Consider the following 19,882-nt stretch of genomic DNA (forward strand, 5'->3'; position numbering starts at 1 on the left):
GGGGTAGTGAAAGAAGCAAATCCGTTCCCAAAGCAGTCAGTTATGGTGCTGAATGGAAGAGCGGGGATACGCGACGGGCGCACGCCCGGCACGGCGGGAGGGGCGTGCGCGACTGCGTGAATGGCGGCTGAGAGGAGTTTGTTCGTGCATGCTTTCTCAGACAGCACCACAGCGACATCGGCGGCGGCCCCGGTTCCACCGTCGCTCTCTCTCCCGGTGATCGAAGCAGCGTTTCCCAGGCAACTCCATCCGTATTGGCCCCGGCTCCAGGAGAAGACCCGCGCCTGGCTGCTGGAGAAGCGGCTGATGCCGGCCGACAAGGTCGCAGAATATGCCGACGGCCTCTGCTACACCGACCTCATGGCCGGGTACTACATGGGCGCCGCGGACAATGTCCTCCAGGCGATCGCGGACTTCAGCGCCTGGTTCTTCGTCTGGGACGACCGGCACGACCGCGACATCGTCCACCACCGCCCGGCCGCTTGGCGGCGGCTCATGTTCCGGTTGCACGCGGCGCTGGACTCCCCCGAGGACCATCTGCACCACAAGGATCCGCTGGCCGCGGGGTTCGCGGACAGCGTGGAGCGGCTGTACGCATTTCTGCCCGGCACCTGGAACGCCCGGTTCGCCGGGCATTTCCACCTCGTGATAGAGGCCTACGACCAGGAATTCCGCAACCGTGTCGAGGGAAGGATACCGACGGTCGAGGAATATCTCGAACTGCGTCGGCTCACCTTCGCGCACGCGATATGGACCGATCTGCTGGAGCCGAGCGCCGGAACGGAACTGCCGGACTACGTGAGAAGCCACCCTGCCTTTCGGCGGGCGGCATTGCTGAGTCAGGATTTCGCCGCCTGGTACAACGATCTGTGCTCCTTGCCGAAGGAAATAGCGGGTGCGGAGGTCCACAATCTCGGAATCAGCCTCATCGCGCACAAGGGGCTGACTCTCGAAGAGACGGTGACGGAAATCAGGCGCCGGGTCGAGGACTGTGTCGCCGATTTTCTCGTGGCCGAGTGCGAGGCCCTGGAACTCGCCGACTCCCTCGCCGACGGCACGCTGCGAGGAAGGGAACTCGGCGCCGCCGTGCGTGCCTGTGTCGGCAATATGCGCAACTGGTTCAGCTCGGTCTACTGGTTCCACCACGAGTCCGGTCGCTACCGCGTCGACAGCTGGGACGACCGGTCCACGCCCCCGTACGTCACCAACGAAGCGGCAGGTGAGCTATGACCGTCGAGTCCGTCCGCCCCGAGGCCGGGCCGCCCGCGACCCCCGGACTGCGTGAACCGCCCCTCGCGGGCGGGGGCGTTCCGCTTCTCGGCCACGGCTGGAAGCTGGTCCGCGATCCGCTGTCCTTCATGGCGGCCCTGCGCGACCACGGCGACGTCGTGCGGATCAGGCTCGGGCCGAAGACGGTGTACGCCGTCACCACGCCCGAGCTCACCGGCGCGCTCGCCCTGAGCCCCGACTTCGAGATCGCCGGGCCGCTGTGGGAGTCCCTGGAAGCCCTGCTCGGCAAGGAGGGCGTGGCCACCGCCAACGGCCCCCGGCACCGGCGCCAGCGGCGCACCATCCAGCCCGCCTTCCGGCTCGACGCGATCCCCGGGTACGGGCCGATCATGGCGGAGGAGGCGCGGGCGCTGACCGAGCGCTGGCAGCCCGGCGAGAGCATCGACTGCACCGCCGAGTCGTTCCGGATCGCCGTACGGATCGTCGCCCGCTGTCTGCTGCGCGGCGCGTACATGGACGAGCGGGCCGACCGGCTGTGCGCCGCCCTCGATGTCCTCTTCCGCGGGATGTACCGGCGGATGGTGATCCCACTCGGGTCGCTTTACCACCTGCCTCTGCCGGCCAACCGCAGGTTCAACGGCGCCCTGGCCGATTTTCATCTCCTGGTCGACGAGGTCGTCGCCGAACGCCGGGCATCCGGTCAAAAGCCGGACGATTTGCTGACGGCATTGCTCCAGGCGAAGGACGAGAATGGCGACCCCATCGGGGAGCAGGAGATCCATGATCAGGTCGTCGCGATATTCACCGCGGGCGCCGAAACCGTGGCCTCCACGATCTTGTGGCTGCTCCATGTGCTCGCGGAACACCCGGAACACGCGGACAGGATCTGCGCGGAGGTCGAATCCGTCACCGGCGGCCGGCCCGTGGCATTCGAGGACGTCCGCGGGCTGAGGCACACCAACAATGTCATCGTGGAGGCGATGCGTTTACGTCCGGCGATCTGGATTCTGACACGACGGGCGGTGACCGATACATCACTCGGTGGCTATCGCATTCCAGCCGGGGCCGACATCGTCTACAGCCCCTACGCCGTCCAGCGCGATCCGCGGTCGTACGTGCGCAACCTCGACTTCGACCCCGACCGCTGGCTTCCGGAACGCGCCAAGGACGTACCGAAATACGCCATGAGCCCGTTCGGCGTCGGCAACCGCAAGTGCCCGAGCGACCACTTCTCCATGGCGATGCTGACGCTGATCACGGCGGCTCTGGCCGGCAAGTACCGCTTCGAGCAGGTGCCCGGCTCGAACGACGCGACCCGGGTGGGCATCACGCTGCACCCGCACACCCTGCTGCTGACACCGGTGGCGCGGGAGTAGCTCAGGCCGCTTCGGGGCCCTGGAAGGTCCGCCGGTAGGCGTTCGGGGTCGTCCCGAGGGCCCGGACGAACTGATGGCGCAGCGCGGCCGCGGTGCCGAACCCGGTTCGGCCGGCGATCGTGTCCACCGTCTCGTCCGTCGCCTCCAGCAACTGCTGGGCCAGCAGTACCCTTTGGCGCAGGATCCAGCGGTAGGGAGTCGTGCCGGTCTCCTGCTGGAAGCGGCGGGCGAAGGTGCGCGGGGACATCAGCGCACGCTCGGCGAGCTGCTCGACGGTGACCTCCTCGTCGAGGTGCCGCTCCATCCATGCCAGCACCTCGCCGACCGTGTCGCACTGGGAGCGGGGCAGCGGGCGCTCGATGTACTGGGCCTGGCCGCCGTCCCGGTGCGGCGGCACCACCATGCGCCGGGCGATCTTGTTGGCGACCTCGGGCCCCTGCTCCTGCCGCACGATGTGCAGACAGGCGTCGATGCCGGCGGCGGTGCCCGCACTGGTGATCACGGGCCCTTCGTCGACGTACAGCACATCGGGCTCGACCATGGCCTGCGGATGCCGGACGGACAGTTCCTCGGCGTGCCGCCAGTGCACGCTGCACCGCCGTCCGTCCAGCAGTCCGGCCGCGCCCAGCACGAAGGCTCCGGAGCACACACTGAGCACCCGCGCGCCCCGCTCCACCGCCCTGACCAGGGCGTCCAGCAGCTCGGGCGGATAGTCGCGGGTGACGTACCCGCTGCCGGCCGGTACGGCGATCAGGTCGGCCTCGTCCAGCCGCTCCAGGCCGTACGGCGTCGAGACGGTGAGCCCGCCGACATGCGTGCCGAGCGTCGGCCCCTCGGCCGAGACGACCGCGAAGTCGTAGGTGGGCAGTCCCTCGTCGCTGCGGTCGATGCCGAACACCTCGCAGACGACGCCCATTTCAAAGAGATGCACACCGTCGAGGAGGACGGCGGCGACGTTCTTCAACATGGTGCCAGTGTGCCTTGGAAGTGGCAGTAAATCGAGGGTGTGCGGCAGTCCTGCCACTGTTCGTAAGGAGCGTCCGGCGTGACAGTGGTGTCATGACTACAGCACAGACAGAGACACTGCTCGCCATGGTCGTCGTGCTCGGCATGTTCGTCCTCCTGGTCCTCCCGTCAGTGATCGGGATCGTGCACGACCGGCGCATCGACCGTCAGATCAGGGAGGCCCAGGAACGCGACAGGGCTCGGACTCAGAAGTCCTCGTCCAGGTCGACGGTGCCCTCCACCGCCACCTGGTACGCCGACGGACGCCGCTCGAAGAAGTTGGTCAGCTCCTGAACGCCCTGGAGCTCCATGAAGGAGAAGGGGTTCTCGGAGCCGTACACCGGAGCGAAGCCGAGCCGCGTCAGACGCTGATCGGCGACACACTCCAGGTACTGCCGCATCGAGTCGGTGTTCATCCCCGGGAGGCCGTCACCACACAGGTCGCGCGCGAACTGCAACTCGGCCTCGACGGCCTCCCCCAGCATGTCGGTGACCTGCTGCTGGAGCTCGTCGTCGAAGAGCTCCGGCTCCTCCTTGCGGACGGTGTCGACGACGTCGAAGGCGAAGCTCATGTGCATCGTCTCGTCGCGGAACACCCAGTTGGTGCCGGTGGCCAGGCCGTGCAGCAGGCCCCGGCTGCGGAACCAGTAGACGTACGCGAAGGCACCGTAGAAGAACAGGCCCTCGATGCACGCGGCGAAGCAGATCAGGTTCAGCAGGAACCGGCGCCGGTCCGCCTTGGTCTCCAGGCGGTCCAGCTTCTCGACCTCGTTGATCCACCGGAAGCAGAACTCGGCCTTCTCGCGGATCGACGGGATGTTCTCGACGGCGTCGAAGGCCGCCGCCCTGTCCTCCGGGTCGGGCAGGTAGGTGTCCAGCAGCGTCAGATAGAACTGGACGTGCACGGCCTCCTCGAACAGCTGACGCGACAGGTACAGGCGCGCCTCCGGGGAGTTGATGTGCTTGTACAGCGTCAGCACCAGGTTGTTCGCCACGATCGAATCACCGGTGGCGAAGAAGGCGACCAGACGGCCGATGAGGTGCTGCTCGGCGGGCGTCAGCTTGGCGAGGTCGGCGACGTCCGAGTGGAGGTCGACCTCTTCCACGGTCCAGGTGTTCTTGATGGCGTCCCGGTAACGCTCGTAGAAGTCCGGGTAGCGCATGGGGCGCAGGGTGAGTTCGAAACCCGGGTCGAGCAGGTTCTGGTTACGGGTGGACATTACTGGCAGGCCTCGCAGGACTCGGGGTTTTCCAGGGAGCAGGCGACGGCGTCTTCGGGCGCCGGCTGCTGTACGGGGATGGTGGCCTGGGCGGCGCGGGCGATGCGGGTCGCCGGGCGCGAGCGCAGGTAGTACGTCGTCTTCAGACCCGACTTCCAGGCGTACGCGTACATCGAGGAGAGCTTGCCGATGGTCGGCGTCTCCAGGAACAGGTTCAGGGACTGGGACTGGTCCAGGAACGGGGTCCGGGCGGCGGCCATGTCGATGAGCCCGCGCTGCGGGATCTCCCACGCCGTGCGGTACAGGGCCCGTACGTCCGCCGGGATCCAGGCGAAGTCCTGCACCGAGCCGCCCGACTCGCGCAGCGCCTCACGGGTGCGGGCGTCCCAGACGCCGAGCGCCTTCAACTCGTCGACCAGGTAGGAGTTGACCTGGAGGAACTCCCCGGACAGCGTCTCGCGCTTGAACAGGTTGGAGACCTGCGGCTCGATGCACTCGTAGACACCGGCGATGGACGCGATGGTCGCGGTGGGCGCGATGGCGAGGAGCAGGGAGTTGCGCAGGCCGGTCGAGGCGATACGGCTGCGCAGGGCCGTCCAGCGCTCCGGCCAGGTCAGCTCGACGCCGTAGTGGTCGGGGTGCAGGACACCCTTGGCGGTACGGGTCTTCTCCCAGGCCGGCAGCGGGCCGCTCCGCTCGGCGAGGTCGGCGGACGCCTCGTACGCGGCGAGCATGATGCGCTCGGCGATGCGCGTGGAGAGCTGTTTCGCCTCCGCCGAGTCGAACGGGAGCCGCAGCTTGAAGAAGACGTCCTGGAGGCCCATCGCGCCGAGCCCCACCGGCCGCCACTTGGCGTTGGAGCGGCCCGCCTGCTCGGTCGGGTAGAAGTTGATGTCGACCACGCGGTCGAGGAAGGTGACGGCCGTGCGGACGGTGGCGTCCAGCCGCTCCCAGTCGATGTCGCCGGTCGCCGTGTCGACGAACGCGCCGAGGTTGACCGACCCCAGGTTGCAGACCGCCGTCTCCCCGTCGTCCGTGACCTCCAGGATCTCCGTGCACAGGTTGGAGGAGTGCACGACATGGCCCGGCAGGGCCGTCTGGTTGGCGGTGCGGTTGGCGGCGTCCTTGAAGGTCATCCAGCCGTTGCCGGTCTGCGCGAGGGTGCGCATCATCCGGCCGTACAGGTCACGGGCCGGGATCGTCTTCTTCGCGAGGCCCGCCTCCTCGGCCTTGTGGTAGGCGGCGTCGAACTCCTCGCCCCACAGGTCGACCAGCTCGGGCACGTCGGCGGGGGAGAACAGGGACCACAGGCCGTCGGCGTTCACACGCCGCATGAACTCGTCCGGCACCCAGTGCGCGAGGTTCAGGTTGTGCGTACGGCGGGCGTCCTCACCGGTGTTGTCGCGCAGCTCCAGGAACTCCTCGATGTCGGAGTGCCAGGTCTCCAGGTAGACCGCGGCGGCACCCTTGCGCCGGCCGCCCTGGTTCACGGCGGCGACCGAGGCGTCGAGCGTCTTCAGGAACGGGACGATGCCGTTGGAGTGCCCGTTGGTCCCGCGGATCAGCGAACCCCGGGAGCGGATACGGGAGTACGAAAGACCGATGCCGCCGGCGTGCTTGGAGAGACGGGCGACCTGGTGGTAGCGGTCGTAGATGGAGTCCAGCTCGTCCTTGGGGGAGTCCAGGAGGTAGCAGGACGACATCTGGGGGTGCCGGGTGCCGGAGTTGAAGAGGGTGGGGGAGGAGGGGAGGTAGTCGAGGCGGCTCATGAGCCCGTAGAGCGCGGCGACTTCGTCCAGTGCGCGGGGGGTGTCGTCCTCGGCGAGACCGGCGGCGACGCGGAGCATGAAGTGCTGGGGCGTCTCGATGACCTTGCGGGTGATCGGGTGCCGGAGCAGGTAACGGCTGTGCAGGGTGCGCAGGCCGAAGTAGCCGAAGCGGTCGTCGGCGCCGGTGTCGACCAGGGCGTCGAGGCGGGCCGCGTGGATCCGCGCGAACTCGGCGGTCCGGTCGGCGACGAGGCCCTCGCGGTGGCCGACCGTGACCGACTCGGTGAAGGACGTGACCCCCTGCGAGGCGGCCTCTTCACGGATGCCGATGGTGAGCAGCCGGGCGGCCAGCCGGGAGTAGGCGGGGTCCTCGGAGATCAGACCGGCCGCGGCCTCCGTCGCCAGCTCCCGCAACTCCGCCCCGTCCGCGAGCGCGGACCGGCCGCGCAGCGCTGCGGCGGCGACCCGTCCGGGGTCGGCGTCGGGGAGGTCGGCGGTCAGCTCGGTGAGGGTCCGCAGCAAGGCGGTTCCGGGGGCGTCCTCAAGGGGCTGGGCTGAGGCCGGATCTGCTGGCGCGATGGTCACGTGGGGGCTCTCCCTCGCTCGGCACGGGGGCCTTGCGGAGGGCGGGGGGCAGCACACGAGCGCACGCGGCGTCGCGTCCACCGGCCCATTCCACGAGGCCCGGACGTCAGGGCGCACCGGCCGGGTGGCCGGGCGCGCTGTCGGCAGGTCCTCGGACTGACTCCTGTGCACGGCTGGGGGAACAGACATGCACAAGTACACCGTTGCGGGACAGTTCCGGATTCGCACCGGATTCCCCTGCGGCGACAGCGAGCATGAGCATACATCTTGTGCCGCGCTGTCGTGTCACCCCCAGATGTTGTGTCGCCCTGGTTTCAGAGCGTCAACTGGTAGGTGAGCAGAGTGATGTCGTCCAGCTGCGGGACCGGGTTCCAGTCCCGCTCGGGCGTACGGACGAAGTCCAGACGTTCGTAGATGCGGTGGGCGCTGTGCATGGTGCGCTGGGTCGACAGGACGATGCGCACACAGGCCTCCGTGGCCCGTGCGCGGTCGATGCAGGCACGTACGAGGGCCTCGCCGACGCCCCGGCCACGTGCCTCCCGCGAGACCGCCAGCATGCGGATCTCCGCCTCCCCGGGGCGCGCTATGTCCGCCATGGACCCGCCGTCCGGCACGAAGGTCACCCCGCCCAGCAGCCTGCCGTCCGCGACGGCCACCAGTACCTCGGCGGCGGCCGCGCGCTTGGCCACATCCCTCAGCTCGCCGAGGTACTCGTCGCTCTCCCCGAAGTCGAGCAGACCGTCCTGGAGGTAGGCCTTGGCGGTGATGTCGCCCAGGGCCGTGTATTCGGTGGGTCTCACCCGCCGGATTTGGATGTCCATGGTCGTCAGTGTGTACGACAGCGGGCCGCCGTTGGTCTTGCTTTCGGCGGCCCGCTGCGGGTTGTTCGTGGCTGGTCGCGCAGTTCCCCGCGCCCCTTCGCGTTGGCTCAGTGCCCGGCGCCCACCTTGGGAAGCTCCGTCTCGACTCCCGGGTCGCCCGCGTCCGCCGTGTAGTCCTCGGGCTTCGTCTCGTCGATGCCCTCCGGGGCCTTCGCCGCCTTCAGGACGAAGGTCAGGACCACCGTGACCACCACGTTCAGTACGAACGCCGTGAGGCCGATGTAGCCGATCTCCCCGATGCCGGGGATCTCCTTCGACGAGCCGCCGAAGTGCTTCTGCGTCGGCGAGGCGACGCCGTACGCGGCGACCGTGCCGTAGACCATGCCGACCGCCCAGCCGGCGAGCAGGGCCCAGCGGTGGAACCAGCGGGTGAACAGGCCGCCGACCAGGGCCGGGAAGGTCTGGAGGATCCAGATGCCGCCCAGCAGCTGGAAGTTGATCGCGACCGTCTTGTCCATGGTGAGGACGAAGACCAGGGCGCCCACCTTCACCAGCAGCGAGACCAGCTTGGAGACCTTGGTCTCCTGCGCGGGCGTCGCGTCCGGCTTGATGAAGTCCTTGTAGATGTTGCGGGTGAAGAGGTTCGCCGCCGCGATGGACATGATGGCCGCGGGAACGAGGGCTCCGATGCCGATCGCCGCGAAGGCCACGCCCGCGAACCAGGACGGGAACATGTCCTCGAAGAGCTGCGGGATCGCCAGCTGGGGGTTGGTGGCCTTGACACCGGCCGCGATCGCCATGAAGCCCAGCAGGGCCAGCAGGCCCAGCATCAGCGAGTACAGCGGCAGGATCGTGGTGTTGCGGCGGATCACCTCACGGCTCCTGGAGGAGAGCGTCGCGGTGATCGAGTGCGGGTACATGAACAGCGCGAGGGCGGAGCCCAACGCCAGCGTGGCGTACGTCCACTGGCCCGCCTCGGCCGGGACCAGGCCGCCGGCCTTGGCAGCCGTGTACTTCTCGCTCGCCGCGCCGAAGATCTCGTCGAACCCGCCCAGCTTGATCGGGATGTAGATGATCGCCACCGCGATGACGACGTAGATCAGCGTGTCCTTGACGAACGCGATCAGCGCGGGGGCGCGCAGGCCCGAGGAGTAGGTGTACGCCGCCAGCACACCGAAGGCGATGAGGAGGGGGAGGTCCTTGATGAACCAGTTCGTGTTCTCGCCGCCACCGACGCCCATCACGTCCAGCACGGCCTGGATGCCGACGAGCTGGAGCGCGATGTACGGCATGGTCGCCAGGAGGCCGGTGACGGCCACCGCCAGCGACAGGCCCTTCGAGCCGAAACGCCCGCGCACGAAGTCCGAGGTCGTCACATAGCCGTGCTTGTGGGAGACCGACCACAGTCGGGGCAGGAACGTGAAGATCAGCGGGTAGACGAGGATCGTGTACGGCACCGCGAAGAAGCCGGCCGCACCCGCCGCGTAGATCGCCGCCGGGACCGCCACGAAGGTGTACGCCGTGTACAGGTCGCCGCCGAGCAGGAACCAGGTCACCCAGGTGCCGAACGACCGGCCGCCCAGGCCCCATTCGTCGAGGCTGTTCTCGTTCTCGGCCTTGCGCCAGCGCGAGGCGAGGAAGCCCATGACCGTGACGGCCAGGAAGAAGAAGATGAAGACGCCGAGCGCGACGCCGTTCACGCCGTCGTTCATTCCGGCGCACCGCCCTTCTGGGAAGCACGGGCGCGCTGGTCACGCTGCCACAGCTTGTACGCGACCATCGTCAGCAGCGTGGAGATCAGGACCCACAGCATCTGGTACCAGTAGAAGAACGGGATGCCGGCGAGTTCCGGATCCGTCTTGGCGTACGAACCGACCCACAGCATCGCCACGAAGGGCGCGATGAGGCAGAGCGCGATGACGACCCGCACGGGTGTCACCACCCCTCTGTTCGCCTCTGGGGCATCTGACATCTGACGGCTCCGTCCCCTCACTGATCACCTGTGAAACGCCCGGGCAATGTAGGTGACGGTGCAACTACAGCGGAAGACCCTGTCCGCATATCGGATGTGGAGGATTGGTGGACACGGCGGCCGTACGGCGGTGGCGCGCTCAGCAGCAGCGGAACCCCTGGCGTGGGTCCGCCTCCCGGCGGTCGGACCGCATCCGTTCGAACTCGCGCCGGGAGGGCAGGGCCGCGTCCGGGTGCTCGTGCCGCATATGTGCGACATAACGGTCGTATGCCGACTCGTCGGTGAACTCGCGCACGTACCAGCGCACGCTACGGAGCACCCGCCGAAGCCCCACTGCTCGCCGAAGTGACCGCACGGCGCTCTTCCTCCTTCTCTTCCTTCGTGGCGATCATCCCGGCCGGAGCGATGATCTTCGACTCGACGTACGGCGCCTCGCTGAGCGTGGACAGCGCCGGGCGGCGCACGTGCCGGACGCAGACCCGGGTGGCGTCGGCGATCACGACGACGATCAGGAGCGCGAGGACCGCCGAGAGGACGCCGTCCACCGTGGAGTTGGTGACCACGGTGTGCATGTCGTCCATGGTCTTGGCCGGTGGCAGCACCTCACCGCGGTCGATGGCGTCCTGGAAGACCTGACGCTGCTTGAAGAAGCCGACCTTCGGGTCGCTGGAGAACACCTTCTGCCAGCTGGCGGTGAGCGTCACCGTGGCGTCCCAGGCGAGCGGAACCCCGGTGATCCAGGCCCACTTGAGGCGTCCCGACTTCACCAGCAGGGTCGTGCAGACGGCGAGGGCGACAGCCGCGAGCAGCTGGTTGGAGATGCCGAAGATCGGGAAGAGCTGTCACGGCGACCGACGACTCCATGCTCACGTCCATGCGGCGACGGAAGGAACGTAAGGCAGGACGCGCGGTTGCGCTACACCGCGGTAGCGCTCCGCTGGGGGTGCCGTGAGGTTGTCGTGTGTCTGCGGCGCCGTCGTGGCTGGTCGCGCCCACGCGGCGGAGCCGCATATCGACACAGCCCCGCGCCCCTGGGTCGGCTCAGTCGGCCGGCCTCTTCAGGCGGGCCACGAACTTGTACCGGTCGCCCCGGTACACCGACCGCACCCACTCCACCGGCTCGCCCGTCCTGTCGATCGAGTGCCGGGACAGCATCAGCATCGGCAGTCCCACGTCGGTGCCGAGCAGGCCCGCCTCGCGCGGGGTGGCCAGGGACGTCTCGATGGTCTCCTCGGCCTCGGCGAGATGGACGCCGTAGACCTCGGCGAGCGCGGTGTAGAGGGAGGTGTACTTGGCCAGGGAGCGGCGCAGCGCCGGGAAGCGCTTCGCGCTCAGGTGGGTGGTCTCGATGGCCATCGGCTCGGCGTTCGCCATGCGCAGCCGCTCGATGCGCAGCACCCGGCCGCCGGCGGCGATGTCGAGCAGCTCGGCGAGGCGGTCGTCGGCGGTGATGTAGCCGATGTCCAGCAGCTGCGAGGTGGGTTCCAGGCCCTGGGCGCGCATGTCCTCGGTGTACGAGGTGAGTTGCAGGGCCTGCGAGACCTTCGGCTTGGCGACGAACGTGCCCTTGCCCTGGATGCGCTCCAGGCGGCCCTCGACGACCAGCTCCTGGAGGGCCTGGCGCACGGTCGTGCGCGAGGTGTCGAACTCGGCGGCCAGCGTGCGCTCGGGCGGGACCGGGGTGCCGGGTGACTGTGTCTCCGTCATGTCGAGCAGGTGCTTCTTCAGGCGGTAGTACTTGGGCACGCGCGCGGTACGAACGCCTGCCCCACCCTCGTTCTCCGCACTGCTGACGTCGGTACTCATGGCCTGCCTTCCCGGCTCCGGAGGAGGGTCACCTCGTGATCCCTTCTGTATACCCGTCGCCGCCTCTTTTGGTCTAGTCCACAGCGCCGAGTGGTCTAGCGGACGAGAGTACTCCGGCGCGGCTGTTTTCGCTGCCTTCTTACTTAAAGGTTCTTGCATATGTAGGTCCCATAACGGCTGGTCAGAGGCTATTCGGCCACCCTTGACACGCTTCGTGGTCTGGTCCAAGCTCCCCCTACTGGTCTACACCATTGGTCCAGGTCCCGGCCTGTGGGCGGGGGAGGTGTGGGCATCCCTGAGGAGGGTGGCGTGAAGCGCAAGCTGATATCCGCGATCGGTGTCGCGGGCATGATGATCTCCCTGGCGGCGTGCGGGGGCGACAACGGCGACGGCGGGGACAAGGCCGGGGCAGACGGGTACGCGGGCCAGACGCTCACGGTGTGGGTGATGGACGGCTCCTCCCCGGACCAGTGGCAGAAGGACGTCCAGGCGGCCTTCGAGAAGAAGACCAAGGCCAAGGTCAAGTTCGAGGTCCAGCAGTGGAACGGCATCCAGCAGAAGCTGACCACCGCCCTGTCCGAGGAGAACCCGCCGGACGTCTTCGAGATCGGCAACACCCAGACCCCGGCCTACGCCAAGACCGGCGGCCTCGCCGACCTCGCCGACCTCAAGACCGAGATCGGCGCCGACTGGACCGCGTCCCTCAACGATTCCTCCGTCTACGACGGCAAGCAGTACGCCGCCCCGTGGTACTTCGCCAACCGCGTCGTCCTCTACAACAAGAAGGTCTGGGCCGAGGCGGGCATCAAGGACACCCCCAGGACCCGCGACGAGTTCTACGCCGACCTCAAGCAGATCGGTGAGAAGACCGACGCCGAGCCCATCTACCTGCCGGGCCAGAACTGGTACCACTTCGTCGGCCTGACCATCGGTGAGGGTGCCGAGCTGGTCAAGAAGGACGGCGACAAGTACGTCTCCAACCTCGCCGACCCCAAGATCGCCGCCGCCATGGAGACGTACAAGAAGTTCCAGGCGCTGTCCAAGGCACCCAAGGACAAGGACGAGGCCACCCCGCAGCAGGGTGAGGTCTTCGCCAAGGGCAAGGTCGGCGCCTTCATCGGGATGGGCTGGGAGGCCGGCATCGCCATCGAGGCCAACCCGAAGATCGAGAAGGAGATCGGCTACTTCACCATCCCGGGTGCCACGGCCGACAAGCCCGAGGGTGTCTTCCTCGGCGGCTCCAACCTCGCGGTCGCCGCGGGCAGCCAGAAGCAGGAGCTGGCCAAGGAGTTCCTGAAGATCGCCCTGTCCGACCAGTACGAGGGCGAGCTGGCCAAGCTCAACGGCGTCATCCCCAACAAGGAGGCGCTACAGACCAACCTCAAGGGCAACGCCGTCGCCGAGGCCGCCGCGCCGGCCGTCGCGGGCGGTGGCACCACGCCGCTGATCCCTCAGTGGGCCGCTGTGGAGAACGCGCCCAACCCGATCAAGACGTACATGACCGCCGTGCTGAACGGTAAGTCCCCGGCCGAGGCCGCGGGGCAGGTCGAGGACGAGTTCAACAAGCGTCTGGCGCAGCAGCAGTGAGCAGCCGCAGCAACCAGCCGCAGTAAGGCGCCGGTGGTCGCGCCGGGGCGGGGGAGGCGCATGCAGCCCCCCGCCCCGGCGACCGCAGGCGGGTCTACGTACGTAGGTCGAGAAGAGAGAGCGCGAGCATGACCGTGCAGACCGAACGGCCGCCCTCCGGCCCGGTGGACGTGACCAAGGGGGATGAGAGCGGGCCCGCGGGACCGCGGCCCCGAGCCGTGTTCCGCACGGGCGCGCTCACCCCGTACCTCCTGTTGCTGCCCGCCTGCGCGGCCACCGTGCTGCTGCTCGGCTGGCCGCTGCTGAAGGACGTACTGCTGTCCTTCCAGAACCTCAACATGGCGCAGCTGATCCAGCACGTCACCGAGTGGAACGGCATCGACAACTACAAGGAGGTCCTCACCGGCGAGGACTTCTGGCGCGTCACCCTGCGCTCGATCCTGTTCACTGCGGTCAACGTCGCCCTGATCATTGTCGCGGGCGCCCTGGTCGGCCTGCTGCTCGCCCGCCTCGGCCGGCGGATGCGGGTCCTGCTGCTGGTCGGGCTCGTGCTGGCCTGGGCGATGCCCGTGGTCGCCGCGACCACCGTCTACCAGTGGCTGTTCGCGCAGCGCTTCGGGGTCGTCAACTGGGTACTGGACAAGCTGGGTTGGCACTCCATGGCCGACTACAGCTGGACCAGCAGCCAGATGTCGACGTTCTTCGTGGTCACGGTCCTGATCGTCTGGATGTCGATCCCGTTCGTCGCGATCAACCTCTACGCGGCCACGACCACCATCCCTAGCGAGCTCTACGAGGCCGCGGCGCTCGACGGGGCCGGCGGCTGGAAGAGCTTCACCACGGTCACGCTGCCGTTCCTGCGTCCCTTCCTCTACGCCACGACGTTCCTTGAGGTCATCTGGGTCTTCAAGGCGTTCGTGCAGGTCTTCACCATCAACGGCGGCGGCCCCGACCGGCTCACCGAGATCCTGCCCGTCTACGCCTACATCGAGGGCGTCGGCAACCAGCACTACGGCATGGGCGCGGCCATCGCCGTCCTGACCATCCTGATCCTGCTCGGCCTCACCGCCTACTACCTGCGGATCGTGCTCAAGCAAGAGGAGGACGAGCTGTGAAGCGCTCGCTCTTCGGCCGCCTGTGGCCCAACGTCACGGCCGTCGTCCTGTTCATCGGCTTCGTCTTCCCCGTGTACTGGATGTTCTCCACGGCCTTCAAACCGACCGGCGACATCATCTCGGAGGATCCGGTCTGGTTCCCGGTCGACGTCACCTTCGAGCACTTCAAGCGGGCGATCGGCGTCGACCACTTCTGGACGTACGTCGCCAACTCGCTGATCGTCACGCTCTGCGCGGTCGGCCTCGCCCTGGTCGTCGCGCTCGCGGGCTCCTTCGCGCTCGCCCGGATGCGGTTCAAGGGGCGGCGCGGGTTCGTCATCGGCTTCATGGTGGCCCAGATGGCACCCTGGGAGGTCATGATCATCGCGATGTACATGATCGTGCGGGACGCGTCGATGCTGAACAGCCTCGTGCCGCTGACGGTCTTCTACATGATGATGATCCTGCCCTTCACCATCCTGACCCTGCGCGGCTTCGTCGCCGCGGTGCCCCGGGAGCTGGAGGAGGCCGCGATGGTCGACGGCTGCGGGCGCGCCCAGGCGTTCCGCAAGGTCATCCTGCCGCTGCTGGCCCCGGGCCTGATGTCCACGTCCCTGTTCGGCTTCATCACCGCATGGAATGAATTCCCGCTGGTCCTGGTGCTGAACAAGGAGGCGGAGGCGCAGACCCTGCCACTGTGGCTGTCCAGCTTCCAGACCGCCTTCGGCAACGACTGGGGCGCGACGATGGCGGCGTCCTCCCTCTTCGCCATCCCGATCCTGATCCTCTTCGTCTTCCTACAGCGCAGGGCTGTCAGCGGCCTGACGGCCGGCGCCGTGAAGGGATAACGCCACCCGATGACGACAATCGCCAGCGCCACCGACACCTTGACGCGCGATTCCCTGACCGTGCTCCAGCCCGGCTTCACCGGCACCACCGCCCCCGACTGGCTGCTGCGCCGCCTCGGCGAGGGCCTCGCCTCCGTGGGCCTGTTCGGCCGCAACATCGCCTCGCCGGAGCAACTGGCCGCGCTGACAGCCCAGTTGCGTGCCGAGCGGGACGACGTGCTGGTCGCGATCGACGAGGAGGGGGGTGATGTGACGAGGCTGGAGGTGCGCAGCGGCTCCTCCTTCCCCGGCAACCACGCCCTGGGCGCGGTGGACGACGTGGACCTGACGAGGCAGGTGGCGTCCGAACTGGGGCGCCGCCTGGCCGCCTGCGGAGTGAACCTCAACTGGGCCCCGTCGGCGGACGTGAACTCCAACCCCGCGAACCCGGTGATCGGCGTTCGCTCCTTCGGCGCCGACACCGCCCTGGTCGCCCGCCACACGGCGGCCTACGTCACCGGCCTTCAGTCGGCAGGTGTCGCGGCCTGCACGAAACACTTCCCGGGCCACGGCGACACCGCGGTCGACTCCCACCATGCGCTCCCGCGCATCGACGCGGCCCCGCAGGTGCTGTCGGACCGCGAACTCGCCCCGTTCCGCGCGGCGATGGCCGCCGGCACCCGCGCGGTGATGAGCGCGCACATCCTCGTCCCCGCCCTGGACCCCGACCACCCGGCGACCCTCTCCCGCCCGGTCCTCACCGACCTCCTGCGCGGCGACCTCGGCTACACCGGCCTGATCGTCACCGACGGCATGGAGATGCAGGCCATCGCCGCCACCTACGGCATCGAACGCGGCAGCGTCCTCGCCATCGCGGCCGGCGCCGACGCGATCTGCGTGGGCGGAGGCCTGGCGGACGACGAGACGGTACGACGTCTGCGCGACGCCCTGGTCGCGGCCGTCCGCTCGGGCGAACTCCCCGAGGAACGGCTGGCGGAGGCCGCGGAACGGGTACGCGAACTGGCCCGCTGGACGGCGGCCACGGCCCCGGCGAACGAGGGCGAGGTCCGAACGGACGTGGGTCTCGTCGCGGCCCGCCGCGCCCTGAAGCTGACCGGCGCCGCGGCCTTCACGCCGCTGACCGACCCGCCGTACGTCGCCGCCTTCACCCCGGTCGCGAACATCGCGGTCGGTGACGAGACCCCGTGGGGGGTGGCGGCGGAACTGAACCGCCTGCTCCCCGGCACCGAGACGGGCACGTACACGGGCGAGGCCGCGGGCCGAGCGGCCCTGGAAGCCTCCGGCGGCCGACGGGTGGTGGCCGTGGTCCGCGACGAACACCGCCACGCCTGGATGGCGGCTGCCCTGGACGACCTGCTGGAATCCCGCCCGGACACGATCGTGGTCGAGATGGGCGTCCCCCAGGCAGTTCCCCGAGGCGCCCTGCACATCGCCACCCACGGCGCGGCCCGCGTGTGCGGACGAGCGGCGGCGGAGATCATCGCCGGGACCTGAGACCACCACGGGCAGCCGCCGCAGCAGTGGGCTGTCCTCGCTTGCACCCCGCGCTGTGAATGTAGTACTTCTTATACATGAGCGAGCAGGTGCACAACAGATTGGCGATGGTGCGTGCCGAACGCAAGGTGTCGCGCCAGAGCCTGGCCGAGGCAGTGGGAGCCCACTACCAGACCATCGGCTATATCGAGCGGGGGCAGTACAACCCGAGCCTCGACCTGGCTTTGAAGATCGCGAAGTTCTTCGGTCTGCCGGTCGAGGCCCTGTTCTCCCTCGAACCGTTCCGCCCGCTCACGGACGAGGTCTACGGGAGGAAACAGTCATGACGACCACGCGCCTGACACGCTACGACCGGAGCATGCTGCGGTTGATGAACGACCGTGACCCACGACGGCAGGCGCTGCACGCCACGGCCGCACGACGCCGACTGGCTGTCGCCGCGCACGGCACGCTCACCCTGGCCATCGTGGCGCTGTTCGCCCACTTCTGCTTCTCGCGGGCGGAAGCGGTGTGGGCCGCCGTCGTCGCGGTGGTGCTGACGCTGCCCTGGATGGTGGCGCAGGGGATGATCAACAGGGCTACCCGGGGTCTGCTGGAACTGCGCGAACGCGCCTTGGACGAGCGGCAGTCGGCTGAACGCAACCGGGTGCTCGCCCGCGCCCACCGCATAACGACCTGCCTGCTGGCCGTCGCCGTGATCGGCCTTCTCGTGACGGGCAGCGCCGACGGTGACGTCCTGCGGAACTATGCGGTCTGCGCCCTCACCGCCGTCCTGGTGGCCCATTTCGTGATGCCCTCGTGGGTGGCCGGCCTGACCGCCCAGGACGAGCCGGCCGAGGACGACGCAGCCACCCTCTAAGGGCGGCCCGGTCGAGCAGGCCTCCGCATGGCGGGCGCACGGCGGGATCCCCGTGTGCGCCCGCCGACGCATGGATCGTCCTGCTTGTCGCCGCCGCCCAGGCGTCTAAATCCCCTGCCAGTCCGGCTTGTTGGCGTACGTGTGCCGGAAGTAGTCGGCCAGCTTCAGCTTGGACGCGGCGGCCTCGTCGACAACGACCGTGGCGTGCGGGTGCAGTTGCAGCGCCGAGGCCGGGCAGACCGCCGCGACCGGCCCCTCGACGGTCGCGGCGACCGCGTCCGCCTTGCCCTCGCCGGTGGCCAGCAGCACCAGGTGCCGCGCCTGAAGGATCGTCCCGATCCCCTGCGTGATGACGTGATACGGCACCTGCTCGAGGTCCCCGTCGAAGAACCGCGCGTTGTCGATCCGGGTCTGCTCGGTCAGCGTCTTGATCCGCGTCCGCGAGGCCAGCGACGAACACGGCTCGTTGAACCCGATGTGCCCGTCCGTCCCGATCCCGAGCAACTGCAGATCGACACCCCCCGCCTCGGCCAGCGCCACGTCATACGCCTCGCACGCCCCCTGGACGTCCTCCGCCGTACCGTCCGGCCCCATGAACGCGTCCATCCCGATCCCGAGCGGCTCCAGCACCTCACGCCGCAGCACCGACCGGTACGACTCCGGGTGCTCGGCGGGCAGCCCCACGTACTCGTCGAGCTGCGCGATCCGCGCCCGCGAGGCGTCCACGGCACCGGAGCGCACCTTGGCCGCGAGCGCCGTGTAGACGGGCAGCGGGGTCGACCCGGTGGCCACGCCGAGCACGGCGTCGGGCCTGCGCGCGAGCAGCTGGGTCATGGCCTCGGCTATCAGCTCGCCACCCGCCTCGGCGTCCGGAACGATGACAACTTCCACGCTGGGCCTGCCGATCTGAAGAGGGACTCGAAGGGCGCCCTGATGGGCTATGTGGTTTAGACCAATCTAACAGAGCGGCGTCCCGCGGCCCAGGTGAACGAAAGCCCCGCGGATATTTCGGGAGCCCGTCGGGAAGGCGTCATCGCGCGTGGGGGAGTGGAATGGAGACTGTCCGTCCGAAGCGCCGGACGCCACGCCCGGCACGACGAGTGCGAGAGCAGGAGGGGCCCATGACCACCACGACCCCCTACCCGCCCGATCCCCACGCCCCGCACAACGAACTCCCCGGCCTGATCATGGCCCGCGAGATGGCCGAACAGCCCGCCGTACTGCGCCGGGTCCTCTCTCACGGCGCCCCCGCCATCCGCCGCGTCGCCCAGGAGATCGCGGCCCGCGCACCCCGCTTCGTCCTGCTCACCGCCCGCGGCACCTCCGACAACGCCGCCCTCTACGCCAAGTACCTGCTGGAGATCCGCCTCGGCCTGCCGTGCGGCCTGACCTCGATGTCGACCACCACCGCCTACGGTGCCCGCCCCGACCTCACCGACGTCCTCGTCGTCACCGTCAGCCAGTCCGGCGGCTCCCCCGACCTCGTCGCCTCGACCCGGGCCGCCCGCGAGGCCGGCGCGATCACGCTCGCGGTGACCAACAATCCCGACTCCCCGCTGGCCGCCGTCTCCGAGTACCACCTCGACATCATGGCCGGACCCGAGCGGGCCCTGCCCGCGACCAAGACCTATACGGCCTCCCTCCTCGCCCTGTACCTCTTCGTCGAGGGCCTGCGCGGCGGCGACGGCACCCCCGCCAAGGTGCTCCCCGGCCTCGCCGAGCAGATCCTCGCCCGGCAGGACGAGGTCCGCGCCCTCGCCGCCCGCTACCGCTTCGCCGAACGCATGGTGATCACCTCCCGCGGCTACGGCTATCCCACGGCCAGGGAAGCCGCCCTCAAGCTGATGGAGACCAGCTACATCCCGGCCCTCGCCTACTCCGGCGCCGACCTCCTGCACGGCCCGCTCGCCATGGTCGACAACGTCTCCCCGGTCATCGCGGTCGTCACCGACGGCAAGGGCGGCGAGGCCCTCCAGCCCGTCCTCGACCGGCTCCGCGGCCGCGGCGCGGACCTGGTCGTCATCGGCGCCCGCCACCAGGTCGAGCAGGCCTCGGCCGGCTTCGTCCTGCCCACCGACGGCGTGACCGAGGAACTCCAGCCGATCCTGGAGATCCTCCCGCTCCAGCTCCTGGCGTACGAGGTCACCATCGCCCGGGGCCAGGACCCGGACGCACCGCGGGCGCTGGCGAAGGTGACGGAGACACGCTGAGAACGC

Annotated in this window: 18 protein-coding genes, 1 pseudogene and 1 riboswitch; of the genes and pseudogenes, 9 read left to right on the forward strand and 10 right to left on the reverse strand. The window is 68.8% G+C overall.

What is annotated here, in order from left to right:
- Positions 1-144: 144 nt before the first annotated feature.
- On the forward strand, positions 145-1,230 hold the full coding sequence (gene cyc1, locus KUM44_RS43565; RefSeq protein WP_217215305.1) for an epi-isozizaene synthase: 1,086 nt from the start codon (positions 145-147) through the stop codon (positions 1,228-1,230).
- A complete protein-coding gene (locus KUM44_RS43570; protein WP_217215306.1) occupies positions 1,227-2,606 on the forward strand; it encodes a cytochrome P450 in 1,380 nt (459 codons plus the stop codon). The genes cyc1 and KUM44_RS43570 overlap by 4 nt, the downstream gene beginning before the upstream one ends.
- 1 nt (position 2,607) lies before the next feature.
- Here the strand turns inward: KUM44_RS43570 and KUM44_RS43575 are convergent, their stop codons facing one another.
- The 9 genes and pseudogenes from KUM44_RS43575 to KUM44_RS43615 all read right to left on the reverse strand — a co-directional run bounded on the left by KUM44_RS43575 (position 2,608) and on the right by KUM44_RS43615 (position 11,784).
- Positions 2,608-3,573, reverse strand: coding sequence for a helix-turn-helix domain-containing protein (locus KUM44_RS43575; protein ID WP_217215307.1), 966 nt, complete (start codon positions 3,571-3,573; stop codon positions 2,608-2,610).
- 244 nt (positions 3,574-3,817) lie between these two features.
- Positions 3,818-4,831 carry a ribonucleotide-diphosphate reductase subunit beta gene (locus tag KUM44_RS43580; RefSeq protein WP_217215308.1) on the reverse strand — a complete coding sequence of 338 codons (1,014 nt, stop codon included), beginning with the start codon at positions 4,829-4,831 and terminating at the stop codon, positions 3,818-3,820.
- The gene (locus KUM44_RS43585) at positions 4,831-7,185 is read right to left on the reverse strand and encodes a ribonucleoside-diphosphate reductase subunit alpha (protein WP_217215309.1); all 2,355 of its coding nucleotides are present in this window, start codon (positions 7,183-7,185) and stop codon (positions 4,831-4,833) included. Before KUM44_RS43585 ends, KUM44_RS43580 begins: the two co-directional genes overlap by 1 nt.
- 146 nt (positions 7,186-7,331) lie before the next feature.
- A riboswitch (cobalamin riboswitch) is annotated at positions 7,332-7,422 on the reverse strand.
- 77 nt (positions 7,423-7,499) lie between these two features.
- A complete protein-coding gene (locus KUM44_RS43590) occupies positions 7,500-8,006 on the reverse strand; it encodes a GNAT family N-acetyltransferase (protein ID WP_217215310.1) in 507 nt (168 codons plus the stop codon).
- Positions 8,007-8,113: 107 nt separating this feature from the next.
- Complete coding sequence (gene mctP, locus KUM44_RS43595; RefSeq protein WP_217215311.1) at positions 8,114-9,718, reverse strand: monocarboxylate uptake permease MctP; 1,605 nt, start codon at positions 9,716-9,718, stop codon at positions 8,114-8,116.
- The gene (locus tag KUM44_RS43600; protein ID WP_217215312.1) at positions 9,715-9,978 is read right to left on the reverse strand and encodes a DUF3311 domain-containing protein; all 264 of its coding nucleotides are present in this window, start codon (positions 9,976-9,978) and stop codon (positions 9,715-9,717) included. The genes mctP and KUM44_RS43600 overlap by 4 nt, the downstream gene beginning before the upstream one ends.
- A gap of 139 nt (positions 9,979-10,117) precedes the next feature.
- Positions 10,118-10,297 carry a YbdD/YjiX family protein gene (locus KUM44_RS43605; RefSeq protein WP_374202130.1) on the reverse strand — a complete coding sequence of 60 codons (180 nt, stop codon included), beginning with the start codon at positions 10,295-10,297 and terminating at the stop codon, positions 10,118-10,120.
- A pseudogene (locus tag KUM44_RS43610) lies at positions 10,287-10,820 on the reverse strand (carbon starvation CstA family protein); the annotation flags it as partial. The pseudogene KUM44_RS43610 and the gene KUM44_RS43605, both read right to left, overlap by 11 nt.
- 199 nt (positions 10,821-11,019) lie before the next feature.
- Positions 11,020-11,784, reverse strand: coding sequence for a GntR family transcriptional regulator (locus KUM44_RS43615; RefSeq protein ID WP_217215314.1), 765 nt, complete (start codon positions 11,782-11,784; stop codon positions 11,020-11,022).
- 309 nt (positions 11,785-12,093) lie between these two features.
- Here KUM44_RS43615 and KUM44_RS43620 point away from each other — a divergent pair, with 309 nt between their 5' ends.
- The 6 genes from KUM44_RS43620 to KUM44_RS43645 all read left to right on the forward strand — a co-directional run bounded on the left by KUM44_RS43620 (position 12,094) and on the right by KUM44_RS43645 (position 17,666).
- The gene (locus KUM44_RS43620) at positions 12,094-13,371 is read left to right on the forward strand and encodes an extracellular solute-binding protein (RefSeq protein WP_217215315.1); all 1,278 of its coding nucleotides are present in this window, start codon (positions 12,094-12,096) and stop codon (positions 13,369-13,371) included.
- Positions 13,372-13,499: 128 nt separating this feature from the next.
- Positions 13,500-14,486 (forward strand): carbohydrate ABC transporter permease, encoded by a 987-nt coding sequence (locus KUM44_RS43625; RefSeq protein WP_217215316.1) that lies wholly within the window; start codon positions 13,500-13,502, stop codon positions 14,484-14,486.
- Complete coding sequence (locus KUM44_RS43630) at positions 14,483-15,313, forward strand: carbohydrate ABC transporter permease (RefSeq protein WP_217215317.1); 831 nt, start codon at positions 14,483-14,485, stop codon at positions 15,311-15,313. The genes KUM44_RS43625 and KUM44_RS43630 overlap by 4 nt, the downstream gene beginning before the upstream one ends.
- 9 nt (positions 15,314-15,322) lie before the next feature.
- Positions 15,323-16,807, forward strand: coding sequence for a glycoside hydrolase family 3 protein (locus tag KUM44_RS43635; RefSeq protein WP_217215318.1), 1,485 nt, complete (start codon positions 15,323-15,325; stop codon positions 16,805-16,807).
- A gap of 77 nt (positions 16,808-16,884) precedes the next feature.
- Positions 16,885-17,133: a helix-turn-helix transcriptional regulator gene (locus KUM44_RS43640; RefSeq protein WP_003998028.1), complete on the forward strand. Its 249-nt coding sequence runs from the start codon at positions 16,885-16,887 to the stop codon at positions 17,131-17,133.
- The gene (locus KUM44_RS43645) at positions 17,130-17,666 is read left to right on the forward strand and encodes a hypothetical protein (RefSeq protein WP_217215319.1); all 537 of its coding nucleotides are present in this window, start codon (positions 17,130-17,132) and stop codon (positions 17,664-17,666) included. The genes KUM44_RS43640 and KUM44_RS43645 overlap by 4 nt, the downstream gene beginning before the upstream one ends.
- 105 nt (positions 17,667-17,771) lie before the next feature.
- Here the strand turns inward: KUM44_RS43645 and nagB are convergent, their stop codons facing one another.
- The gene (gene nagB / locus KUM44_RS43650; RefSeq protein ID WP_217215320.1) at positions 17,772-18,557 is read right to left on the reverse strand and encodes a glucosamine-6-phosphate deaminase; all 786 of its coding nucleotides are present in this window, start codon (positions 18,555-18,557) and stop codon (positions 17,772-17,774) included.
- A gap of 230 nt (positions 18,558-18,787) precedes the next feature.
- On the opposite strand from nagB, the gene KUM44_RS43655 reads away from it, so the two are divergent.
- The gene (locus KUM44_RS43655; protein ID WP_217215321.1) at positions 18,788-19,876 is read left to right on the forward strand and encodes an SIS domain-containing protein; all 1,089 of its coding nucleotides are present in this window, start codon (positions 18,788-18,790) and stop codon (positions 19,874-19,876) included.
- Positions 19,877-19,882: the final 6 nt, after the last annotated feature.

It is taken from the genome of Streptomyces sp. AC550_RSS872 (assembly GCF_019049285.1).
Taxonomy (GTDB): Bacteria; Actinomycetota; Actinomycetes; order Streptomycetales; family Streptomycetaceae; genus Streptomyces.

Bases quoted from the DNA above. Each gene is read 5' to 3' on its own strand.
- KUM44_RS43570 (WP_217215306.1), top strand. From the start codon at position 1,227: ATGACCGTCGAGTCCGTCCGCCCCGAGGCCGGGCCGCCCGCGACCCCC.
- KUM44_RS43575 (WP_217215307.1), bottom strand. From the start codon at position 3,573: ATGTTGAAGAACGTCGCCGCCGTCCTCCTCGACGGTGTGCATCTCTTT.
- KUM44_RS43580 (WP_217215308.1), bottom strand. From the start codon at position 4,831: ATGTCCACCCGTAACCAGAACCTGCTCGACCCGGGTTTCGAACTCACC.
- KUM44_RS43590 (WP_217215310.1), bottom strand. From the start codon at position 8,006: ATGGACATCCAAATCCGGCGGGTGAGACCCACCGAATACACGGCCCTG.
- mctP (WP_217215311.1), bottom strand. From the start codon at position 9,718: ATGAACGACGGCGTGAACGGCGTCGCGCTCGGCGTCTTCATCTTCTTC.
- KUM44_RS43600 (WP_217215312.1), bottom strand. From the start codon at position 9,978: ATGTCAGATGCCCCAGAGGCGAACAGAGGGGTGGTGACACCCGTGCGG.
- KUM44_RS43615 (WP_217215314.1), bottom strand. From the start codon at position 11,784: ATGAGTACCGACGTCAGCAGTGCGGAGAACGAGGGTGGGGCAGGCGTT.
- KUM44_RS43625 (WP_217215316.1), top strand. From the start codon at position 13,500: ATGACCGTGCAGACCGAACGGCCGCCCTCCGGCCCGGTGGACGTGACC.
- KUM44_RS43635 (WP_217215318.1), top strand. From the start codon at position 15,323: ATGACGACAATCGCCAGCGCCACCGACACCTTGACGCGCGATTCCCTG.
- KUM44_RS43640 (WP_003998028.1), top strand. From the start codon at position 16,885: ATGAGCGAGCAGGTGCACAACAGATTGGCGATGGTGCGTGCCGAACGC.
- KUM44_RS43645 (WP_217215319.1), top strand. From the start codon at position 17,130: ATGACGACCACGCGCCTGACACGCTACGACCGGAGCATGCTGCGGTTG.
- KUM44_RS43655 (WP_217215321.1), top strand. From the start codon at position 18,788: ATGACCACCACGACCCCCTACCCGCCCGATCCCCACGCCCCGCACAAC.